Raw genomic sequence first — 15746 nt, forward strand, 5'->3', positions numbered from 1 at the left:
GTGGCTTGAGCGCAGCCTGCCACGGGGCAGCCGAGGCGGGTAGCGGCAGGAAAACCTGTGCCCGCCCCAGGCGAGGGCGGGCACAGGGGAAGAAGTAGTTACTTCTTGTCGAACTCGCCGTCGCGGACACCGCCGAGGAAGGCGGCCCACTCCGTGTCGGTATAGACGATGACCTCGGCACTCGGACGCTGGCTGTGCCGAACCGCTACGAAGCCCGGCGCACTCGGCAGCTCCAAGGCGACCTCGACGCACTGGCCGCTTCCGCCGGATCGTGCCGACTTGCGCCACTCCGCGCCGGACAGATCAAGACTCACGATCGTTCAGCTCCTTCAACCTCTGGGACATCAACTTTACCGATCTCGCCTGGTCGAGCGCTGCGGCGTCGATCCCATTCCAGACCCGCTCGTAGGCCTCTATCTCGTGTGGGCGGTCAAGGTAGATCGCACCGGTCTGGCTCTCGCTGTAAACCGTGCTCGGCGGCCGGTTGCCGCCTTCGATCGGAAAGTCCAAGAGCGTGAACGGGCCGGTAACGGACGCTCGGTGCAAGCCCGCCGCCAGCGGTATGACGCGCACTGACACGTGAGGCAGTTCGGTTGCCTTCAACAGATGCCACAGTTGTGCGCGCATCACGCCTTCGGGAAGATCGACCATCAGGACCGGCTCGGTGAGGATGACGTCCAGTTGTGGGGGCTGCGGGAAGGAACGGGTCAGCTGCCGTTGCCGTGAGCGCCGTACCTCTGCGCGAGCCGCCACTTCGTCGGCTTTCAGGTCTGGTTCAACGGCCAGAATTGCCGCATCCATATAGCCGCTCTCCTGCAGCAGCCCGGACACGAGCAGCGGGTCGAATGAACGGATTCGGTCCGCGGTCTGCTCCAGCACCACGTAGAGCTCGAACCAGGCAGGCACGGCGTCTCCGAAGGACTGCCACCAGCCTTTGGATCTTGTCTCCAGCGCCAACTGCTCGTACACCAGGCGGGTCTGGTTCGGAATTCCGTAGTGCATGCACAACAGGGTCACCTTGCCCTTGGGTGTGGAGACGGTGCCCTGCTCGATGCGGCGGAGACTCTGCACGGACTGTCCGATCACGTCGGCCGCCGCCGCCATCGTGATCCCGGCGTCCTCGCGCGCCTTTCGCAGCGCGAGCCCGAGTGTGCGCCGGGGGATGGTGGATCCGGTCGTCTCGGAAGCTGTCACGTTCGTCCCCTTTCAAGCTGTCACTCACCGCCGTTACAACTTGGTAGGTTCCGCTCGGCTTTCTGGTACGTCAAGAGGTAATCACCCGGATTTTTCTAGATCGATTCGAAAGTTCCCGGGATCGGCGTTGCTTTCCGATACCTATCAGAGTGAGCATCAGACACCACAAGGGATAACCTATTCACGGAGGTGAACGATGCTTGTCCTGGCCGCCGTCGCGGGGATCCTGATCGGCCTGCTCGGCGGGCTGCTCGTGGGTCACAACCGCGGGCGCTGGTGCCCCCGCTGCGGCCGCACGCTGGACTGCCACGCCTGCCAGCGGTTCCCGGCCCCGCGTCCCCGCGAGCCGCGCAATGCCGGCCCCGACGCTTTCCGCTAGAGCGATCTCGCGCAGCGGGGTCCGGGGCGTCGAGCCGATTGTTGCCCACGCCGGATTCCCGCTACCGGAAAAGACGAGTCATGAATGTCTGTCGCATTACCGGCCGCCGCGTCCGGCGGCCCGGAACGAGGGAGAGAACCGTCATGATCAGTGTTGCCATCGATGAACGGGACCGGCCCACGATCGGTCAGATGTCCACGGCCATCGCGGGGTTGTTGGCCGACCACGGATTCGTCTTCATCGAGGACGACCGGGTCCCGGCACTCGGCGCGACGCTGCTGGCCTTCCTGGAAACGGCGCAGCTCCCGATCAATCCGCCGAACGACCCCGGCGACGCTTGACGATGACCCGGGGCGGCCCCGCAGGGCCGGTCACCCGATGACCGACTCTGCCCCGCCGCCCGGTCACCCGATGGCGGGCTCGGTACCGCGGCCCGGTCACCGACGGCCGGCCCGTCGCCGGCCCGTCGCCGGCCGGCAGACGATGCCGGACCTCCCGCACGACGTCGTCACGGCCGGCGTTTGCGGAGGTATTCCTGCAGGAGAAACCACTCGAGCTCGTTCCACCGGCGCCTCTCGTCGGCCGCGGCCGGCTCGATCTCACCGCCCCAGTCGCCGGTGATCGCGATGGCGTCGATGCGGACCTCGACCGAGCGGCTCGTCGTGATGTCCGTCCCGATGACGGCCCCGATGACGCCGTCGACGGTCACCTCGCCGCCGAAGAGTCCGGGAAAGTCGATCCGCCCCCGCCGCGCACCGCCGTCGGTCGCCGCCGCGTCGAGCAGGTCCCCCGGGGCGAAGTCGTCCGCGGCGGCCCGCGCGGCCCGGTCCAGCCCGTCGCGGAGGCCCTGGTCCAGCGGGTCGGCGAGCACCTCGGCGAGCGCCCGCACCAGGCCGGGATGGCCGGGGATGAGCCGGGCGAAGTCGACCTCGGCGACCTCCTGGCTGCGATGGTCGGCAACCACGGCTTTCGCGTGGTCGCCGACCATCACCCGGGCGCAGTCGAAGACCGCGATCTGCATCGGGCCGTCGGTGCCGGTGCCGAACACCGTCCGGGTGCACGGCGTCTCGATGGCGCCCCACACGGCGGCCTGGAAGATGCCGTTCAGCAGGAGGTTGCCCGGGTTCTCGACGAGACGGTCGAGGGCCCACCGGGCGATGAACCCGAGGTCCTCACGGAGCCGGTCCGGAGCGAACTCGACGGTGCCGATCTCGCGTCGCGCCCGATACTCCAGCTGTCCGTGATCGCCGATCACCACGCAGAAACTGTCACTGATCGTCGCGCGATCGGTCACGGTGGTCAGCGTGGCCCGGCGGACCTCCGGCGCCTGCACGGCGTCCGCGAGGATCGAGATCGTGACCTCTTTCGTCATCCAGACGTGGTCGGCCAGGTGTCCGTCGGGAAATCCCGGCCCGTCCGCCAGGTCGCTCTCGTGCTCCCCGCCGTCGGCCAGGACGCCGTCATGCGTTCCGGGCTCCGCCTCGAAGGAGAGATCGGACTCGTGGTCGAACGGTCGATCGGGCTCCCGGATGACGGGCAGGTCGAATTCGCTGGAGTGGTCGGCGTCGAAGGTCCACGGACGCCACGGTGACAGTGGCTCGGATTCGCGCGGCATCTCGCTGAAGCCCATTGCCGCATGCTGTCATCGCCCGGGTGAAGATCGCCATGGCGTACGCGGCAATCGTCCTTGGTCGAATCTTGTCCGGTTCTCCGGGCCGCCGCGCCGCCGGCCGCCGAAGCCGAACCACGCCGCGGCCACCGCACAGACGACGGCGGCCAGGAACAGCGCACCGCCGGCGCCGGTGCGGACGCCGGTGTGCAGCAGCGCCCCCATCATCGCCACGCCTGCCGTCGCGCCGAGCTGGCGTGCGGCGTTGAGCAGGCCGCTCCCGGCACCCGCGGCGGCCGGCGGTGCGGCGCTGAGCACGACGGCGACCACGGCGGGCAGCACCAGCGACACGCCGACCCCGACCACCAGGAGGGCAGCGGCGAGCCACCCGTCCCCGGCGGTCGACCAGGCCACCCAGGCGAGCCCCGCACTGCCGGCCGCGAGCAGCCCGAGCCCGGTGAGCACCGGCGGACGCGGCCCGAAACGGCTCACCAGGCGACCGGTCAGCGGTGGGTTGACGACGAACGGCAGGGTCAACGGCAGCAACCTCAGACCGGTGCCGGCCGCATCGAGATGACGGTCCTGGACCAGCAGCAGCGGTAGCACGAACAGGGTCCCGTTGAGGGTGAAGTTGACGGCCGCACCGACGAACAGGCCGGCCGGGATGCCGGGACCGGCCAGCAGCTCGCGGGGAAGCACCGGGGTGCTGCCGGTCCGTTCCCGGCGGGCGAACACCGCCACCGCGAGCATCGCCACCGCCGCTGCCCCGCCGGCGTGCAGCCACGACGCCCGCCCGGCGGCAATCACCGCGTCGGTGCCCGCGGCCATCGCGACGCCGAGGACGACCTGGGCCGCCGCCTGAACAGGCCGGTCGGTGGCCGGGCATCGCAGAAACGCACCCGAGGCCAGCACGAGCACGAGGACCGTGATCGGCGCGTTCACCACGAACACCGCCCGCCAGCCGAACGCGTCCACCAGGAGACCACCGACGACCGGGCCGACGGCGACCGCGGCCCCGCTGATCGCCGCCCACGTGCCGATCGCCCGGGTACGCCGCGCCGGATCCGGATACAACCGGGCGATCAGAGCCAGCGAAGCAGGCACACACGCGGCCGCCGCCGCTCCTTGCAGGACACGCAACGCGACCAATGCCGACACTGTCGGCGCCGCCGCGCACAGCAGGGACAGCAGCCCGAACGCCGCGACCCCGGCACGAAAGACCCGGTGCGCGCCGTACCGGTCGGCCACCGCTCCCGCGGACAACAGCAGCGCACCGAACACCACCGTGTAGCCGGTCGTCGTCCACTGCAGACCGGCCACCGACGCGTGCAACGCCCGGGCCACGTCCGGCTCGGCGACAGCCAGCACCGTCATATCCAGCAGGACCATGAAATAGCCGAGCGAGACACCCGACAGCGCAATACCGCGTCGCACCGCCACCGGGTCCCGGCCGGCCGGCGAAACGCCGGTTGAGGATGGAGTCACGCCGACACTCTCACCGATCGTCCCCGGGCGACTCCACCGGTGCCGCCGAACCGGCATTCGGAAATACCGAATACGAGAGGCCGGTTGACCCCGACGTGGAACTCCGTCATCTGCGCGTCTTCGACGCCGTCGCCCGCACCGGCACCGTCACCGACGCCGCGGTGTCGCTGGGCATGGCGCCGTCGAGTGTCTCCGAACAGATCCGCGCCCTGGAGAACTCCCTCACCGTGTCCCTGTTCGAACGCCGCGCCACCGGCATGCGGTTGACCGGCGACGGGCAACGCCTCGTCGGCTGGGCCCGCCAACTGCTCGACCTGGCAGACCGGGCGACCGCCGACATGACGGGTCAACGATCCGACGTACGACTCGGCGCCCTGGAGACCCTCGTAGCCACCTGCGTCCCCGCGGTGCTGGCCCGGCTCGCTGAACGCCGGCCCCACCTTCGCGTCGGCATCCAGTCCAGCGCCGACCGGCTCGCCCTGCTCACCGACGTCGACGCCGGACGGCTCGACGCGGCTCTGCTGCTGGACACCGGCAGCACCCTCGGCGAGCTCGGCTTCCGGCCGCCGGCGGCATCGCTACGCTTCCTGGACCTCGCCCCCGTCCCGCTCACCCTCGTGACCGAACCCCACCACGAGCTCCAACGCCGACCATCGCACCCCACCAGCCTGCACGGCCAGCGGCTGCTCCTCAACGCGCCGAACTGCTCCTTCGCCCTGGCCGCCGACAAGCTGCTCGGCCCCGGCCCCGAACGGACCTTCGTCGGCTCCCTCCCCACCGCCCGCTCCTGGGCAGAACAGGGACTCGGCGTCGCCCTCCTGCCGGAATTCGCCATCGCCGACGCCGTCCGAAACGGAACCCTCGCCGTCCTGGACTTCCCCCTACCCGCGCTCACGCTGCGCCTCGTCTGGCGCGCCGACCGCGAGAACACGCCCCACGTCCGGGATCTGCTCTACGCCGCCAGTGCATACGCACCCGAACGGGCGCCAGGTCTGACGCGAAGGACAGCACCGTCGTCATCCCATCAGGAGGCGATCGGCGATGGTCGGATCACTCGGTGACGGCCCGGCCCCGGCAAAAGGCGAAGCGGCGCGGGCGTCGCCGACGCCCGCGCCGCTCCCGGGGTGGGTCAGGGCAGGTCGATCGGGCGCAGCACCCGGTCGATGCCGTGGGCGATCTGCTTGTTGCCCTTGTTGATGTCGAAACGGTTGACCCGCGGGTTCCGGTCGCTGGTGTCCGCGTCGATCAGGGCGATCCGCTTGACGCAGAAGCCGTACACGTCGACGGTGACCGTGGCGCCGGCCGCCGTCTTCAGCTTGGCGCCGTCGGCCTTGAGAGCCGCCTTGCGGTCGATCGTGGCGCCCGGCACGACGTGGTAGAGCAGGACCGACTCGACCGTGTCGATGCCGAGCCCGGCGACCGCGGTGAACGCGGCCTTCTCGCTCGGCAGGCGCTTGCTGTGCTGGATGTCGGCGACCAGGAGCTCGAAGGCGTGGTCGTCGGGGAGGAACGCGGTCAGCGCGGTGTTGCCGTCGGCGAGGACGCCGACCGGGCTGGCCGGCTTCGCCTTCAGCACCGCCTGCACGGCGGCGGTCAGGATGTCGTAGTCGCGGCCGTTGCGGTCGAAGCCGGACTTGTCCGCGGTGAGGACCGCGGCCAGCGACCGGGTCTTCAGCGGCTGCGCCGTGCCGTGAGCGAAGGCCGGTGCGGCGGTGAGGGTGCTGGCGACGACGGCGGTGGTGGCCACGGCGGCGGCCTTCTTGCCGAGTCGGGTGAGCCTCATTGGTCGTACGTCCTTTCCGGTACGGGATGGTGGCTGCGGTGCCACCGCCCGTACTTCGCCGCCGTGTGGCCGCCGGATGGGTGCCGACCGGAGATTTATTCACTGTGGACGGCCACCAGGGCCAGATCGTCGGCGAGCGGCTGGTCGCTGAAGCCGAGGATCCGTTCCATCAGGTGGTCGAGCAGCTCCTCGGCCGAGCCGGCGGGCGCCTCGGCGAGCAGGTCGCGCAGGCCGTCGGCAGCCAGGAAACGGTCGCCGTGGCGGCGTTCGCTGGCGCCGTCGGTGTAGAACAGCAGCGTCTCGCCGGGGGTCAGGTGGTGGCGGGTGACCGTGTACGCCACGTCGCGGACCACCCCCAGCACGGTGCCGGAGGTGCCGATCTCGCAGACCCGGCCGTCGGCGTGGCGCAGCAGCGGCCGGGGGTGCCCGGCCAGCACCAGGTCGACGGTGATCCGGTCGCCGCCGGTGCGCAGGCTCGCGTACGCCATGCTGCAGAACGCGCCGTTCAGCTCCTCCTGCTGCAGCAGCGCCTCGCTGGCCGCCGCGCAGATCTGATCGGGGCCGGTCAGCACGCGGGCGAAGGCGCGGGTGCTGTGCCGGACCAGGGCGGTGCGGGAGGCGGCGACCGGCCCGGTGCCGCACACGTCGCCGATCACCACGGACAGCCGGTCGCCGCCTGTCCGGAAGACGTCGTAGAAGTCGCCGCCGACCTGCAGGTCGCGCCGGCCGGGGCGATACCGCCCGGCCAGGCTCAGGCCGGCCACCGCGGGCAGCCGGCGGGGGAGCAGACCGCTCTGCAGCTCGTCGGCGACCCGGCGCAGCCGCTGCGCGTCACGGATCCGGGCCAGCGCGACCGCCGCCCGGTGGCTCCACTCGCTGGCGAACGGAATGTCGCGGTCGGTGAACGGCTGGGCTGCGTCGCGCACCAGGGTCAGCACGCCGAGCCGGTCGACGCCGTCCTGCATCGGGCTGACCAGCCACGACTCCGTGTCCACGGTGGTGATCGCGCTGGCCCCGCTGCGCAGCACCTCGCCGATCGTTGCGGTGGTCTGCGGGTGGGCCGGATCGCCGTTGACCGCCGCCTCCAGGCTCTGCCAGCGCAGCCGGTCGGCGTGCGTGCCGGCGATCAGCGACGGCACCTTGTCGCTGCCCGGATAGTGGATCAGCACGCCGCGGGCCAGCCGGGGCACGACGGTGTCGAGCAGCGCCCGGAACACCTGGGCCGGTTCGGCGGCGCTGCCCAACCGGCCGGACAGGTCGTTGAGCGCCTGCAACTGGACGTGGGCGCGGTCGGCGTCGGCGCGGGCCACGGTCCGGTCCCAGGCCTGGGCGAACTGCGCGATCAGCGCGGACAGGAAATCGAGCTCCGGGTCGTCGGTGTCGATTTCGATGGCGCCCAGCGTCCGGTCGTCGACCAGGATGGGCAGCACCAGCGGTCCGGCCGGGACGGGCCGCCCGGGGGAGCGGTCGCGCATCACGGCGGCCACCGGTGACTCCGGGTCGAGCCGGGCGATCCGGTCATTGCGGGTCAGCCGCACGCCGTCACCGGCGACGGCCAGGAATCCGGGACCACCCGGCGCGGTGATCACCGCGCTGATCGACCGGGCCCCGAACGCGTGCACCGCGTCGGTGGCCAGCATCTGCAGCACGTCGTCCGGGGTGTCGACGCGGGCCAGCCGCGACGCGGTCCGGATCAGCACCGCGGCGCGCGCCAGATCCGCGCGTGTGGCCCGCCCACCGGGCCGCTGCCCACTCTGCCGCACCAGGTCCCCCAGAGAATGTGTCCAGCTCCGGCCACCATTCCCGGCCCCGCGTCGTTTCATGCGTCGAACTGATCAGTCGAGGTCGCCGGCGACGAGTCGCAGCGTGAACCCCTCCGGGCCGCGGTGCATGCCGACGAAACTGCACACCTGGTGGCTCATCCAGAGACCCAGGCCGCCGTTGCCGACCGCCCGGTCGGCCGGGAGCAGCCCGATGTACGGATCGGGTGGCCCCGTCCCGGCGTCGGTCACCGTCGCCACCAGCCGCCGCGGCGCGGCCCACACCCGCAGCACCACCGGCGGCCGGCCGTGCAGCATCGCGTTGGTCACCGCCTCGGTCACCGCGAGCAGCAGGTTGTCCAGATCCTCGGCGCGCAGCCGGGTGGGCGCGGCCACCGCCCGGACGGCAGCCCGGGCCTGCGGCGTGGTCGGGTCGGTCAACTCCAGGTCGGGCGGGCGCCGCTCCAGCGGATCGCGCCAGGATCCGGCCCGGGCGCGCAGGAACTCGGCCGGATCCTCGAAGTCGGGGTTCGCCGCGTGGCCGCCGCCGGCCACCACGTGCGGGTGGGTGCGGCGGACCTCGGCGACCACCTCCGGCGGGGTGGTGCGGGTGTCGTACGGACAGATGCCCCAGACCGGGAAATCCTGGTAGGCGCGATTGACCGCGGCCTCGTAGCGGGCCCACCAGTCCCACGGCGCGCCGTTCGCCGGCTGCGGCACGTCCCCGGCGACCCGGATCTGCGCGGCGCCACCCGCCACGTACTCCCCGAAGATCTCCCGATAGCGGCGGATCGCGCCGGCCGGGCGCCGATACTGCGTCGCGCCGTCCAGGAACCGGATGCCGCTGCGCGGGCCGAACGCCTCGCGCACCAGCTCCTGACGGCCCGCGTCGAACGCCGCCAGCACCGGCTCGCCCGCCGCCAGGCCCTCGGTGAAGAACGGCACGATCACGGCCAGGAACCGCTCGTCCGAGTCATAGAACGCCGACTCGTGGAAATAGCCGGAATATCCGGCCGCAGCACCCGACCTCACGTTGCCAGAGATTACCCGCGCCGCCGGGCAGCTCCCAAAATCGACGCAGGCAACCCGGTCACCCGGTGCGCAACGCCTCGGTGGGGGACAGACGGGCGCCCCACTCGGGGCTCGCCGCCTCGTAGGATGCGGTCATGGGGGAGGACGGGCACGCGGCGGTGCGGGACGCCTACTCCGCGCTCTCCGGGGTCTACATCGACCTTTTCGGGACGGTGGAGCAGTCCCATCCCGACGATGTCGCGTTCATCGAACGCCACCTGACCATCCGGCCCGGACGGGTGCTCGACCTGGGGTGTGGCCCCGGTCACCTGACCGGCCTCCTGCGCTCGCGGGGTGTGGCCGCGACCGGAATCGACATGGTGCCGGAATTCCTCGCGTACGCGCGGGCGACCCACCCGGACGGCGACTACCGGCAGGGGTCGCTGACCAGCCTCGACGTGGCGGACGAGTCGGTCGCCGGCATCCTGGCCTGGTACTCGCTGATCCACCTGCCGCCGGACGCCCTCGACGCGGTGCTCGACGGGTTCCGGCGGGTGACAGCGCCGGGTGCGACGCTGGTGGTCGGCATCTTCGAGGCGCCGGAACTCGGGCCGTTCGACCACCGGGTGGCGACCGCCTACCGGTGGCCGGTCGACGCGTTCTCGGCGCGGCTGGCCCGGGCCGGCTTCGACGAGGTGGAGCGCCAGCGGCGGCCCGCCGACGCGACGACCCGGCCGCTCGCCGCGCTGGCCGCGACCCGCCGGGCCTGACGACGAGGGGTCACGCCGCCGACCGATGCGGCGTGACCGAACCGCCGATGCGCGCGGGGCTCGACACCTCATACAGTCACTCGCTTATCAGCCTTTTCACAGGAGATAGCGTTTTGTCGCGAAAAATCGGTATTTGGGTAGGCCTCTGGGCCGTGGTGATGGCGGTGGCCGTCGCGGGGCCGGCCACCGCCGCCACCCGACACTTCTATGTCGCGCTCGGCGACTCGTACTCGTCCGGCGAGGGCACCTACCTCGACGACTCCGACTACGACGCCGGCACCGGCGGCGACTGTCACCGCAGCCGCCTCGCCTGGGGCCGGGTGCTGGCCGCCGACACCTCCCTCGGTCTCACGATGGCCGCCGGCCGGAACTCGATCGCCGGGCACCTCGCCTGCTCCGGCGCCACCGTCAAGAACATCCGCGCGATCAGCCAGCACACCGGCCTCGGCACCCAGCTCGCCCAGCTGGCGGCCCTGCCGGTGCGGCCCGACCTGGCCACCGTGACGATCGGCGGCAACGACGCGGACTTCGCCGCCGTGGTCCGAACCTGCTACCTGTACGGCGGCCTGAAGTGCACGCAGGCGATGGCCACCGCCAAGACGAAGATCGGCCTGCTGGGCGACTGCGCGGCCAACGACGACTCGCTCGGGCGGTACTGCCTGCGCGACGTCTACCGGGACATCAAGCAGCAGATCAGCGGCGGCCGCCTGATCGTGGTGGGCTATCCGCGGCTGTTCGCCACCGGCTACCGCGCGGACGGCCGGTGCCTCTGGGCCGCCTCCGGGGTCCTGGCCAAGCTGGACGGCCTGATCGCCGACATGGAGGCCCGGGTGCACGCCGAGGCGGACGCCGCCGGAGTGACCTATGTCAGCACCTGGGACGCGCTGAGCGGCCACGAGCTGTGCACCGAGCACTCCTGGGTCCGCAGCATCACCCCGGCCAGCGGGCAGAAGAGCCTCAGCGCCCACCCGCTGGCGCAGGGGCAGCAGGCCATGGCCGGCAAAGTCGCGCTCTACCTGCACAACCACCCCTTCCCGGCCGAGCCTTCAGTCCCCACCCCGACGCCGACCCCGACCCCGACGCCCACGCCGACCCCGGTCAACAGGGCGCCGGTCGCCGCGTTCGGCTACACCCGGCTGAGCGGCGCGGGCAACCGCGTCACCCTCGACGGCGGCGCCTCCGCCGACCCGGACGGGTCGATCGCCACCTGGACCTGGACCTCCGGCGGCCGCCAGATCGCCACCGGCCGCACCGCCACGGTGTCCTTCGCCGGCGTCGCCGCCCCCTCGGTGACCCTCACCGTCACCGACAACCGGGGTGCCCCGGGGACGGTCAGCCGCACGCTGTCACTGCAGAACCGCGCACCGCGGATCACCGGCGTCACCCCGCGGGCGGGCGCGATCGTCGGCAGCACCGTGCCGGACCTCGCCGTCGCGGCCACCGACCCGGACGGCGACGACCTGAGCACCACCTTCCGGGTCACCGGCCCCGCGGTCGACGTCTCGTCCGGCCCGGTCGGCGCCACCTGGACCGTGCCCGCGCACCGCCTCGACCCGGGCGCCCGGTACCAGGTCGCGGTCACCGTCCGCGACCCGTCCGGGCTCACCGCGACCGCGACGACCTCGTTCACCGTCGCGATGCTGCCCACCGCCGCCGACGTGACCGCCACGTCGACCGGCAACGGCTACTGGCAGGTGGACACGTACGGTGGTGTCTTCTCCTACGGCGACGCCCCGTTCCACGGCTCCCTGCCCGGGCTCGGCGTCAAGGTGAACAACATCATCGGGATGACCCGCACCCCGGACGACGGCGGCTACTGGCTGGTCGGCTCGGACGGCGGCGTGTTCGCGTTCGGCAACGCCCCGTTCTACGGTTCGATGGGCGGCAAGCCGCTCAACGGCCCGGTCGTCGGGATGGCCGTCACCCCGTCCGGCAAGGGCTACTGGCTGGCCGCCGCGGACGGCGGGGTGTTCGCCTTCGGCGACGCCGGCTTCTACGGCTCGATGGGCGGCAAGCCGCTGAACAAGCCGGTCACCGCGATCGGCGCCACGGCCAGCGGCCAGGGCTACTGGCTGGCGGCCGGCGACGGCGGCGTGTTCGCGTTCGGCGATGCCGCCTTCTACGGCTCGATGGGCGGCAAGCCGCTGAACGCGCCGGTCGTCGACATGGACGTGACCCCGGACGGCGGTGGGTACTGGATGACCGCCGAGGACGGCGGGGTGTTCGCCTTCGGCGACGCGGGCTTCTTCGGCTCGATGGCCGGCCAGCCGCTCAACGGGCACATCACCGGCATGTCGGTCACCCCGTCCGCCGGCGGATACTGGCTCAACGGCTGCGACGGTGGGATCTTCGCCTTCGGCGACGCCCAGTTCCACGGATCGAACCCGACCTACCAGTGCCGCGGTAACTGACCGGACGCCGGCTCGCCCCCGTCGTCTATCTTCGATGATCATGACGGGGACGGGTCTGGCGTTGCACGCCACGGTGGGGATGTCGGTGCTGATCGGCCTGCCGGTGACAGGACGGGCGAAGGCCGCGGAAGAACATCACGGCGCGGTACGTCGACGGCACCGGCCCGGCACCTGGCTCCTGATCGTCATCGGACTGCTGTGGCTCAACCAGATCGCGTTCACCATCTACGCCCGGCGGGTCCACGGCGGCGACCTGGGCTACCTCGGCGGCTACGTGCCGCAGGGGTGGTTCCAGCTCGCCGACGGCCCGGTCGTCTCCTGGCTGGTCGCCCACACGCCGCAGCCGCAGCTCCTGGCGTTGTCGGCGCTGCGGCTGCCGTCGCTGCTGGAGCTGCCGCTGGGGATGCTCGCCTACCTGACCATCGCCGACTGGCTCGACCCGGGCCTGTACCGGCGGCTCACCACGCCCGCCGTGGTGGCGTTGACCAGTGCCTCGTACTCGATCACGTTCGGGCTGATCGAGTGGGCGATGCATACGACGTACACCATCGAAGATCTTGTTCTGCGGTTCGTCTCCGGGGTGCTGACCGCGGTGGCGCTGATCCGTCTGGGGCGCCGGCCGTCCGCGCCGCCGGGCACCGGGGCGCCCCGGACCGCCCACGAGTTCCTGGTGTTCGCGGCGTCGACCGCCGCGCTCGGCCACCTCATCCTCGGTCTGTACGACAGTGTGCTGCTCTACAGCCTGGGCAGACTGCCGGCGCACCTGCCCGGCATGATCGCCGACGTCGTCGTGATCGCGGCCGCCCGGTTCGCGGCGGCCCGGCTGCGCCGCCGGCCGGTCACGGTCACCGGGCCCGGTCTCGACACGCTGATCACCGGGCTGTCCTGGTGGCTGGCGCTGTTCCTGATTCCGGCCATGGCGATCCGGTACGAGCTCGGCTTCGGCTCACGCCTGTTCGCCGCGGCCGCGGGGCTGCTCGTCATCGGGGTCGCGACGGCGGTGGCCCTGCGCGAGGTCCACGACCGGCTGCCACTGAGCGGGCGTCCGGCGGTGACCCGCCGGTGGCTGCTCGGGCTGGGCGTCGCGGGGGTGCCGGCAAGCGTGGCGGCCCTGATCGGTTTCGGGCTGCGCGTTCCCGGGCGGCAGGAGATCCATCTGCTGACCGCGGCCGGCCTGTTCGTCCTGACCGCCACCGTGGTGTCCGCGTCCTGGGACCGGCGCTGGTTCACCGTGCCGGCGCGGCACTGATCGCGCTCAGCCGGACCCGGGTCCGCGCCGGACCGCCGGTAGCTGACCGGAGACGGTCGTGGGCGAGCCGGACCGGCCCGCCCACGACCATGGGTCAGCCGATGCTCAGGTCGGCCCAGCCCCAGAAGAGGCGGTGGTCGGAGCAGGGCGCGCTGCCGCAGGTGCTCATCGGCAGCGCGTCACCGGCGTGCTGGCCGTTGAGGTGGTTGGCCCGGAAGAAGATCATGTCGATCTTCGTGCCGGTGCCGCACGGGCTGCCGGTGGTCGCCCCGGTGGTGCCTTCGCCGTAGCCCAGGCAGTACGGATCGGCGTCGTCCATCTCCCGGTACGCGCCGACGTTGTCACCGTTCGCCGGGGTGTTGACGCTCCGGTCGTACCAGACGTTGAGCTCCGGCCAGCTCGGCGTGGCGTTGAAGTCGCCGCCCACCAGCACCGTGTCACCGGCCGCCTCGAAGTCCTCGACGTGCGAGAGCACCTCGTTGACCTGGATCTTCCCGATCGTGCCGAACGGCTTCGGGGTGATGTGGGTGACGCAGTAGCGGACCGGCATCGTGGTGGTCGGTGCGCAGAGCAGGTGGCGGATCTCGTCCTTGTCGAAATCCGGGTTCGGGGTCAGCGCGAACCGGTTCGCCGTGCCGAGCGGCTGCCGGCTGAGCAGCGCGATGCCGACCGCCTTGTGGTCGCAGACGTCCCCGTCGTCGGTCGTGCCGTTGCGGGTCGCCTGGAACCGGACGAAGTTCCCCTTGTCCTGCGGCCAGTCGGTCTCGTTCTGCAGCCGCTTGGTGAGGGCGGCGTACTGACTCTGGCAGATCTCGTTGAGGGCGACGAAGTCCGGGTTCTTCTCCTTGATCGTGTCGAAGATCTTGGCGACCAGCAGGTCGGACGCGCCGGGCGTCTGGTATTTCCAGCCGCCGTCGACGTTCCACTGCATGGCGGTCAGCCGGACCGTGGTCGCGGCCTGGGCCGGCTGCGGCGCGACGGCCGGCGCCAGCAGGAGTGCGGTGGCGGTAGCCAGAATGGTGCGCAGGCGTGTACGCAATGAATCCCCCGTTTTGAGAACAATGTGGACAGTAGTTCACCTTACCGCTCCAGTTCTATCAACGATCTTCAACCCCGTCCCTCCCGGGCGCGGTGGCGGGCCACCGTACTCCGGTGCCGGTGTGGTGACACCGGGCGCGGAGTCAGGACGACGATGCCGGCGACCGGGTCAGGCTGTGGAGCAGACGGGCACCGTCGGGCCAGGCGGTGTAGGGCATGCTGAAGGCCTGCCTGGGCACCGCCAGCACCGTGGTCCGCGCGCAGACCGGTCGGCGGGCGCGCCGCCGCCGGTCAGGCGCGGCGTTCGTCGAGCAGGTTGCCGCCGTCGACGACGATCACCTGGCCGGTGATGTAGGCGGCCTTCGGTGAGGCCAGGAAGGCGACCGCCGCGGCCACTTCCGCCGGCCGGCCCGGCCGCCCCACCGGGGTCGCCGCGCCGGCCCGCAGCTCCTCCGGGGTGCTCGACGCCGTCGCGATCCACCCCGGCGCGACACTGTTCACCGTCACCCCGGACCGGCCGCCCTCCAGGGCCCAGGTCCGGGTCAGACCGTCCATCCCGGCCTTGGCCGCCGCGTACGCCGACTGGCCCGGCACGCTGACCAGCGGCCCGGTGACCGACGAGATGTTCACGACCCGGCCGTGGCCGCGTCCGATCATCCCGGGCAGCACCAGCCGGGTCACGTTGAAGCAGGTGGTCAGGGTGACCGCGAGCTGCCGGTCGAACTCCGCCGGGTCCAGGTCGCCCACCTCGGCGGACCGGTCCGCGTACCCGGTCTGCGCCATGCCGGCGTTGTTCACCAGCACGTCGATCTCGCCGGTCGCGGCCCGGGCGGCGTCGACCAGCCGCTGCGCCTGCGCGCGGTCGCGCAGGTCGGCGACCAGCCCGACGGCGCCGCCGCCGAGCTCGGCCGCGCGGTCGTGCACCCGGCCGGTGGTGGCCGTGACCACCACGCGCATGCCGGCCGACGCCAGCTCCCGGGCGATCGCGACACCGATCCCGTTCGGACTCCCGGCGCCGGTCACCCGCGCCACCCGTGTCCCGCCATCATGGTCCATC

General features: G+C 71.8%; 15 protein-coding genes. 6 read left to right on the forward strand and 9 right to left on the reverse strand.

Annotated features, from left to right (window positions below):
• Positions 1-98 precede the first annotated feature (98 nt).
• Complete coding sequence (locus ACSP50_RS18890) at positions 99-314, reverse strand: DUF397 domain-containing protein (protein WP_014690853.1); 216 nt, start codon at positions 312-314, stop codon at positions 99-101.
• Entirely contained in the window at positions 304-1194 is an 891-nt protein-coding gene (locus ACSP50_RS18895; protein WP_014690854.1) for a helix-turn-helix transcriptional regulator, read from the reverse strand. Before ACSP50_RS18895 ends, ACSP50_RS18890 begins: the two co-directional genes overlap by 11 nt.
• Positions 1195-1390: 196 nt before the next feature.
• On the opposite strand from ACSP50_RS18895, the gene ACSP50_RS18900 reads away from it, so the two are divergent.
• Positions 1391-1573, forward strand: coding sequence for a hypothetical protein (locus tag ACSP50_RS18900; RefSeq protein ID WP_014690855.1), 183 nt, complete (start codon positions 1391-1393; stop codon positions 1571-1573).
• A gap of 191 nt (positions 1574-1764) precedes the next feature.
• Positions 1765-1914 carry a hypothetical protein gene (locus ACSP50_RS18905; protein WP_155123552.1) on the forward strand — a complete coding sequence of 50 codons (150 nt, stop codon included), beginning with the start codon at positions 1765-1767 and terminating at the stop codon, positions 1912-1914.
• Between the two features lie 167 nt (positions 1915-2081).
• On the opposite strand, the gene ACSP50_RS18910 is transcribed toward ACSP50_RS18905, so the two are convergent.
• On the reverse strand, positions 2082-3203 hold the full coding sequence (locus tag ACSP50_RS18910; RefSeq protein WP_014690857.1) for a hypothetical protein: 1122 nt from the start codon (positions 3201-3203) through the stop codon (positions 2082-2084).
• A 12-nt stretch (positions 3204-3215) separates the two neighbouring features.
• Entirely contained in the window at positions 3216-4667 is a 1452-nt protein-coding gene (locus ACSP50_RS18915; protein WP_197688160.1) for an MFS transporter, read from the reverse strand.
• 95 nt (positions 4668-4762) lie between these two features.
• Between ACSP50_RS18915 and ACSP50_RS18920 the strand changes: the two genes are divergently transcribed.
• On the forward strand, positions 4763-5728 hold the full coding sequence (locus tag ACSP50_RS18920) for a LysR family transcriptional regulator (RefSeq protein WP_014690859.1): 966 nt from the start codon (positions 4763-4765) through the stop codon (positions 5726-5728).
• Positions 5729-5796: 68 nt separating this feature from the next.
• On the opposite strand, the gene ACSP50_RS18925 is transcribed toward ACSP50_RS18920, so the two are convergent.
• The 3 genes from ACSP50_RS18925 to ACSP50_RS18935 all read right to left on the reverse strand — a co-directional run bounded on the left by ACSP50_RS18925 (position 5797) and on the right by ACSP50_RS18935 (position 9242).
• Entirely contained in the window at positions 5797-6450 is a 654-nt protein-coding gene (locus ACSP50_RS18925; RefSeq protein ID WP_014690860.1) for a fasciclin domain-containing protein, read from the reverse strand.
• 95 nt (positions 6451-6545) lie between these two features.
• Positions 6546-8213, reverse strand: a complete 1668-nt coding sequence (locus tag ACSP50_RS18930) for a GAF domain-containing SpoIIE family protein phosphatase (protein ID WP_014690861.1) — start codon at positions 8211-8213, stop codon at positions 6546-6548.
• A 72-nt stretch (positions 8214-8285) separates the two neighbouring features.
• Positions 8286-9242, reverse strand: a complete 957-nt coding sequence (locus ACSP50_RS18935) for an anti-sigma factor RsbA family regulatory protein (protein WP_014690862.1) — start codon at positions 9240-9242, stop codon at positions 8286-8288.
• Between the two features lie 134 nt (positions 9243-9376).
• On the opposite strand from ACSP50_RS18935, the gene ACSP50_RS18940 reads away from it, so the two are divergent.
• The 3 genes from ACSP50_RS18940 (at position 9377) to ACSP50_RS18950 (ending at position 13651) form a co-directional block, all read left to right on the forward strand.
• Positions 9377-9991: a class I SAM-dependent methyltransferase gene (locus ACSP50_RS18940; RefSeq protein WP_014690863.1), complete on the forward strand. Its 615-nt coding sequence runs from the start codon at positions 9377-9379 to the stop codon at positions 9989-9991.
• Between the two features lie 164 nt (positions 9992-10155).
• The gene (locus ACSP50_RS18945; protein ID WP_172898776.1) at positions 10156-12402 is read left to right on the forward strand and encodes an SGNH/GDSL hydrolase family protein; all 2247 of its coding nucleotides are present in this window, start codon (positions 10156-10158) and stop codon (positions 12400-12402) included.
• A gap of 40 nt (positions 12403-12442) precedes the next feature.
• Entirely contained in the window at positions 12443-13651 is a 1209-nt protein-coding gene (locus ACSP50_RS18950; RefSeq protein ID WP_155123553.1) for a hypothetical protein, read from the forward strand.
• Between the two features lie 94 nt (positions 13652-13745).
• Here ACSP50_RS18950 and ACSP50_RS18955 read toward each other — a convergent pair whose 3' ends face one another.
• Both ACSP50_RS18955 and ACSP50_RS18960 read right to left on the reverse strand, forming a co-directional pair.
• The gene (locus ACSP50_RS18955) at positions 13746-14690 is read right to left on the reverse strand and encodes an endonuclease/exonuclease/phosphatase family protein (RefSeq protein ID WP_014690866.1); all 945 of its coding nucleotides are present in this window, start codon (positions 14688-14690) and stop codon (positions 13746-13748) included.
• Positions 14691-14980: 290 nt separating this feature from the next.
• Positions 14981-15745 (reverse strand): SDR family NAD(P)-dependent oxidoreductase, encoded by a 765-nt coding sequence (locus ACSP50_RS18960; RefSeq protein WP_043511702.1) that lies wholly within the window; start codon positions 15743-15745, stop codon positions 14981-14983.
• Position 15746: the final 1 nt, after the last annotated feature.

Source organism: Actinoplanes sp. SE50/110 (assembly GCF_900119315.1).
In the GTDB taxonomy this organism is placed as follows: Bacteria; Actinomycetota; Actinomycetes; order Mycobacteriales; family Micromonosporaceae; genus Actinoplanes.